Origin of the sequence: Photorhabdus noenieputensis (genome assembly GCF_018448935.1) — a bacterium.
GTDB lineage: Bacteria > Pseudomonadota > Gammaproteobacteria > Enterobacterales > Enterobacteriaceae > Photorhabdus > Photorhabdus noenieputensis.
Window position 1 is genome coordinate 1 of sequence record NZ_RCWC01000072.1, and the last position, 5497, is coordinate 5497.

The window sequence follows — 5497 nt, forward strand, 5'->3', positions numbered from 1 at the left end:
ACGGTGACATTCACCACTCGCTTTTTCATGCAAAGTAAACAACATCGGTAATAAAGAACTCAACGCCTCTAGGCTATGCCCGAGCTGACACAAACTCTCTGGCGTAAATTCATGGATGTTATTACTGGCAAACGACAACATTGAGTCACCAAGAAAAGTTACTCCATGACAAATGCCCATAGCATTTTCTTTGGATGATTCAATTAGCTGACACAGTACAGTATCACTAACACATGAGAGATCCAGTGATGCAATCGCATCCGACATGCCAGACCATAGGATATTCACATCAGGTATATCATTGTCGTCGGGAGTATCAGGGATGCTACTGTGCATAATATTGCTTCCCAATTGGTTTACAAAAAATTAAAACCAAAGAAAAGTCTGTAAGCACGGTATGTACTTCGGTTTCTACATTAGATTGCGCGTTAAATGTATAACGCTTTGAGTATGAGGATATGTTACTATTCATATTAGCCATACATTAGTTCTTGTAATGTTGTGGTTAGACGCTCTGATTGTGTTGCCTCACTTTCAGAGCGTTGCTTTTATGGCTCCTATAGCAGCCACCATATTTTTTCTCTTCGAGATCAATATCCTTTCCTTCTTTTCTGATAACGGGAAGGCCAGATTTCATCAGGCTTCTGTCCCAATGCATTCGCAATGATTGTCTCACCTTTGTGCCAGGGACGCTGTAAAGCATTGGATAATGTTGACGATGCCAGTCCAGCTTCCCGAGAAACGGCAGCCAATGACGTTCCTTTCTTTTTTAACGCAGCGATAATATCTGCCGAATGCCAATCTTTTTTCTCCACAATAATCCTCCAATCGGGTATAACTATCTAATAATACTGTAAAACGACGAGTAACATTCTTTGCTTTAAACTCTGTTAGTAGTACGTTTTACTTCAATCTATATTTCAATTACTCTAACCAATTGTCAGTGCAAATAATCTTTGGGAAATTATTCACTGGAACACAAGTATTGATCCAAATTTGAAAATTGTAAAGCAAATTAGAACCAAAAATCCCCTAATTTGAAAATATTATCCTTAGGGAATAATTTTTATTAAAAATCAACCAATTGAATGAAAATTGAGAAAATGAAAAACAAAAAAGCATCAGGTGCTTCTTTTAGTGATGAAGAAAAAGAAGGTTTTATCAGTAGGTTATTACAACTTGTAGGGCAAAGAAACATTAGGACTGCTGCAAAAGATTGGGGCTTGCCTTACTCAACTCTCAATAACTACATCAATAAAGGAACAAGCCCATCATTAAAATATATGCAAATTGTTGCTAATAAGGAAAATGTAAGCTTGGATTGGCTTGCAAATGGGGATAAAAATTTCAAATTTGAAACACCAGATGCATACTATGATGATATTGAGCTACGACATTCCTGGAACTTGGTTTTTAACTCCCTAAATCTATGCGAAGTAGATAAGCTTATAAAATTAATTCATCGTAAAGGTATTGAAGGGCTATTAACAATGGCTCATGAAAAACAAGATATCAAGGATACCATTGATAAGCTTCATATTAGATCAAGTTTGAAACAAGCAATCAAAATGGCTCTTGCTGGGGATGAATCAACAGATAAAGAAATCTTGCAATGTATTACTACCCTGATAAATCAAGAAAAAAATTAAACACAACCGATTGATGCTCATAACAGCGTAGAGTTAAGCATAGGTATAGAATGACGATACCTTTCAATTTTCACTTAGTCAGGCGAATAGCCAGATAAAAATGCATCACATTGAGAAACAGCACGGAGAACTGAGTGTGTGGGTCAATTGTGTAAAACACCCGAAGAATAATTACGAACTAGGTAAACCAACCTAAAAGCTCACCACCACTCAAAAGGAAGTCACAGACAAAGCTTTATCAAGCTAACGAAAAAAACAGCACTCAACGATAACAGGACGTTTTGTTAACGTACCTGTACGTTCAGCCAGATCAAAAGCAGCCCTAGCTCGACGCATGCCTTCAATTTTGCGTTCTTTTACGGACATTTTCTTAAGTTCAGAAATTCGGCGTTTTGATTGCATAACCTTCCCCTATCATCATTTAGTACTATAGTTATAAAAATCAAAAATCTGTGTTTTTCTGATGCTCACGATGCTGAGAAACCGCATGACTTAAAGCTTTCTTATGAATGTACCTTCTGTTGAGACAAATAAAGATGTGCAATTTATAGTACTAACAAATACCAGTAAATAGGATTTCCGTATATTAATTTTTGCCTTTCTAATTAAAAAAACGAGAAAACCCCTGTTGATTTCTCAACAGGGGTTTATCCCGAATATCTTTCGGCATCAGCAGCATGATTTCCATCATCTGTGACCCTAGCACGTTGCTAGCGGCAATAGCCGCGATCAGCAGAGGGAATACTACAGCAACAAACAGATAGCGTCAAGCATCCTGCTGCTAAAACAACAGCCTGTAATGAATCACAAAGAATGGAAAAGAGGCAAGTGAAAAGTATAGATGAAATACCATAATCATTATTATATTATTTTAAATCATGTGGGAAAAGGATATGAATTACAATGACCGTCAAAAGTGTTCTAATGTCGATATCAGAAAGACGTATATCAACTTACAAAAGAGGTTTTAACACAGAAGATGAAGCTGAATGTTTAGGACTCTATATATGGAATAAAAGGCTCTGCGCCACTTTTTTTCCTGTATTACAACTTTTAGAAGTTTCGCTAAGAAACAGTTTATACTATGGTCACTTAGCATATCAACGGCAAAAACTTATAGATAGTGGGCTTCCCCCTGCCGCCGCTGAAATGGCAATAGACAGAAACTGGATTCAACATTTCTATTTAAATACAGAAGACAACAAATTTATGAAAAGCCGTGAGGCAGTGGAAAATGCCCTTTCTTCTATCCAAGAAGAAAAAAGAGAAGTAACTCCGGATGAATTGATTGCAAAGCTTACATTTGGTGTATGGAGTAACATTTGCTCCAATCATCATAAATCTGATAAACAAGGGTCCCTTAAAATATGGCCGGAAATGATAGATTTTTCATTCCCAGGTGAAAAAGTGACTTTCAAGCATATAACCAACGACATAAAAAAACTTAATTTTCTTCGTAATAGAATCGCTCATCATGAGCCTATATGGCATAATAAGAAAAGTTTTTCAGTTGAAGGTCACATTAATACAGTACTCAATAGTTTTAAGATGTGTTTGAACTTAATTAAGTATATTAATCCCTCTAATCTCAAAACAATTGTTATTATGGAAAGTATAGAGCAAATAACACAACTGTGTAAAAAGGAAACTATTGAGAGATTCAAACAGGCAGCCAAAGATTTTGATCAAGTACATCCAGTAGATATAGAGGCTTGGTATAATACAAACATTACAGAAACAAGATTGGATGGTGTAATTGTAAAGGTTGAAGGTAAGGTGGTTTCAATAAAAGCATTTAAACATCCAAGTAATCTATTTGTTCTCGATGCCCATGGAAATCATGAAAAGAACTTACCTCACGAAATAGGTATTAACGTGAATTTCGAGCCAGACAATACAAGTAGCACATGGGTTGCAAAAAATGTTAGAAGAAAATAATAACGGCCTTTTAACACTAAGTAAAAAGGCAAAAATATACTAACAAACTTTATATTTTACATCTAACTGAAGTAGCTAGGCTGGCCATTTTTTTGCCACATACAGAAGAAACACTTGCCGCAGCTTAGCTACATGATACAGTAGAGGACACAAGCATAATGCTTCAAAATCTCAAACGAGAATTTAGTGATATAGTAGCTACATATATAGAAATGCTGACGATTCTAGTAATAATAATGGTGATAACAGAATTATCCAGAAGAATAATGATCTATTATATTCATCTAAATCAGCACCAAAAGCAAAAACTATAAAATTAACTGACCTCATTGATAATCCTGATTCGACTGTAAACCATGATCCTAGATTCGTACTAGTATATGCAACTGAGAAGTCTAGATTATTTAAAGATAAGGACTTTGTTTTAAATAACAATAACAAAATAACCTTATCAAAACCATTAACAAACTTTCTTTTTATGATTCCAAGTTTATAGAGCGCTACAACAAGCTGAGTGAAAAATGTAATAAAGGTTATTCTATTAAATTAAATATATCCTGTTTCCTACAAAATTCCAGACAAAAATACTGACAGGTGTCCCAGATAATTTCGCAAAGGAATACTCTTTCCGATGCATCAACCCGCCAGAAGGTTAAAAATATAATTACTCACCTTATTCGTTAAAAAAGAGTTATACACAGTTACACCGCTGATATTGGTTCGCCTCCCCAGCTCACCAACCGCTTCCATTCACCCGACCCTTTGATGGGGTCAGGTGAATGAGCTTTATCAGCCGTGCAAATGTGCATAACACACAACTCGTTTTACAATTCATACCATAGACGCCACTCAAATTTTTGGCTAACCTAATAGAAAATAATACTATTTGTCTAAACATCATCTCCACAAGAGGCTATCCAATGACTAATCATCATGACAAACAACGTATAATACGTGCTCAAGCTAGGGGAGTAAAAGCCGCTAACATTTACCGCAACTTATGCCAGCGTTTACATACTTGGGATGCAAATTGTGTTACTAAAGCCCGCAAATACAATCTCCCTAGCTGGATGGAACACATGCCCATTTATTTACTTGTTAGCAGTATAGTGGTTACTTTGCTGATAGGAGTACTAATGGCAATAGGAGTTATTATACTGATCTTTGGACTACTACTGGGACTCTCACTAGCTAAAGATAGCAAGCAAGATACTACCTACAGTGAATCTCTAAAAGCTAAGTATCGGAATGGTTCAGAAGGTTATGGCTTTTACTCCAACGGCAGCAAACTAGATGATTAAAAACAGTGAAATAAATTATCTATATCACTGTTTAATATAATCATATAAACTATTTCATAATTTTATTTGACACCGACTCTCCTATTTTAGCACCACTAGATTGAGTTTCAGAAGTCCCATGTCGCAACGCTGTATTTTCTAATGCACCACCAACTCTGATACCAGCCCAAGACAAAGCACTCATCCACAATGCCGGCAGCACAATAAACATCGTCCCCATCACAAAACTCATAATGATATCGTCTGTGCTATTCTGAAAACCGGCCATATTCCAGCGACTGTGCGTATCCGAACCATACAATGCCTCCAGTAACCAGCTGTCCAACCAACGTGCCAATTCCCACCAGAAGGTCAAAAAATTCAGCGCAAACACAATAAAAGTCAGTGTAACGACCGTCTTATATTCATAGACAGCAAATACTATAATCAGGGGCAATATGATAGTCACCGCCATCAGTATAACAGCCTGTACCATTGGTAATGCCTGGCGCATTGCATCAAACGCCGGAAATGCCGCCAAGCTTCCCAACGACACCCCGCCCAATGAGGCTATCCGGCCCACCGAATTCATCAGAGTAAAATCCGCGTTACCGCCGTAACCGGCATAGA

Annotated in this window: 7 protein-coding genes; 3 read left to right on the forward strand and 4 right to left on the reverse strand. The window is 36.8% G+C overall.

Annotation, left to right across the window (positions count from 1 at the left end; genetic code table 11):
* Both EAE91_RS22855 and EAE91_RS22860 read right to left on the reverse strand, forming a co-directional pair.
* On the reverse strand, positions 1–336 hold a 336-nt coding region (locus tag EAE91_RS22855; protein WP_214090465.1), incomplete at its 3' end, for a hypothetical protein.
* Between the two features lie 254 nt (positions 337–590).
* Entirely contained in the window at positions 591–821 is a 231-nt protein-coding gene (locus EAE91_RS22860; RefSeq protein WP_214085549.1) for a helix-turn-helix domain-containing protein, read from the reverse strand.
* A 282-nt stretch (positions 822–1103) separates the two neighbouring features.
* Between EAE91_RS22860 and EAE91_RS22865 the strand changes: the two genes are divergently transcribed.
* On the forward strand, positions 1104–1649 hold the full coding sequence (locus EAE91_RS22865; RefSeq protein ID WP_214090466.1) for a helix-turn-helix domain containing protein: 546 nt from the start codon (positions 1104–1106) through the stop codon (positions 1647–1649).
* Positions 1650–1892: 243 nt separating this feature from the next.
* On the opposite strand, the gene EAE91_RS22870 is transcribed toward EAE91_RS22865, so the two are convergent.
* A complete protein-coding gene (locus EAE91_RS22870) occupies positions 1893–2051 on the reverse strand; it encodes a hypothetical protein (RefSeq protein ID WP_214085543.1) in 159 nt (52 codons plus the stop codon).
* 501 nt (positions 2052–2552) lie between these two features.
* On the opposite strand from EAE91_RS22870, the gene EAE91_RS22875 reads away from it, so the two are divergent.
* Both EAE91_RS22875 and EAE91_RS22880 read left to right on the forward strand, forming a co-directional pair.
* Positions 2553–3587, forward strand: a complete 1035-nt coding sequence (locus EAE91_RS22875) for an Abi family protein (RefSeq protein WP_214085542.1) — start codon at positions 2553–2555, stop codon at positions 3585–3587.
* Between the two features lie 920 nt (positions 3588–4507).
* Complete coding sequence (locus EAE91_RS22880; protein ID WP_214090467.1) at positions 4508–4888, forward strand: hypothetical protein; 381 nt, start codon at positions 4508–4510, stop codon at positions 4886–4888.
* A gap of 49 nt (positions 4889–4937) precedes the next feature.
* Here EAE91_RS22880 and EAE91_RS22885 read toward each other — a convergent pair.
* Positions 4938–5497, reverse strand: a 560-nt coding sequence (locus EAE91_RS22885) for a conjugal transfer protein TraG N-terminal domain-containing protein (protein WP_214090468.1), incomplete at its 5' end; no start/stop codon positions are given.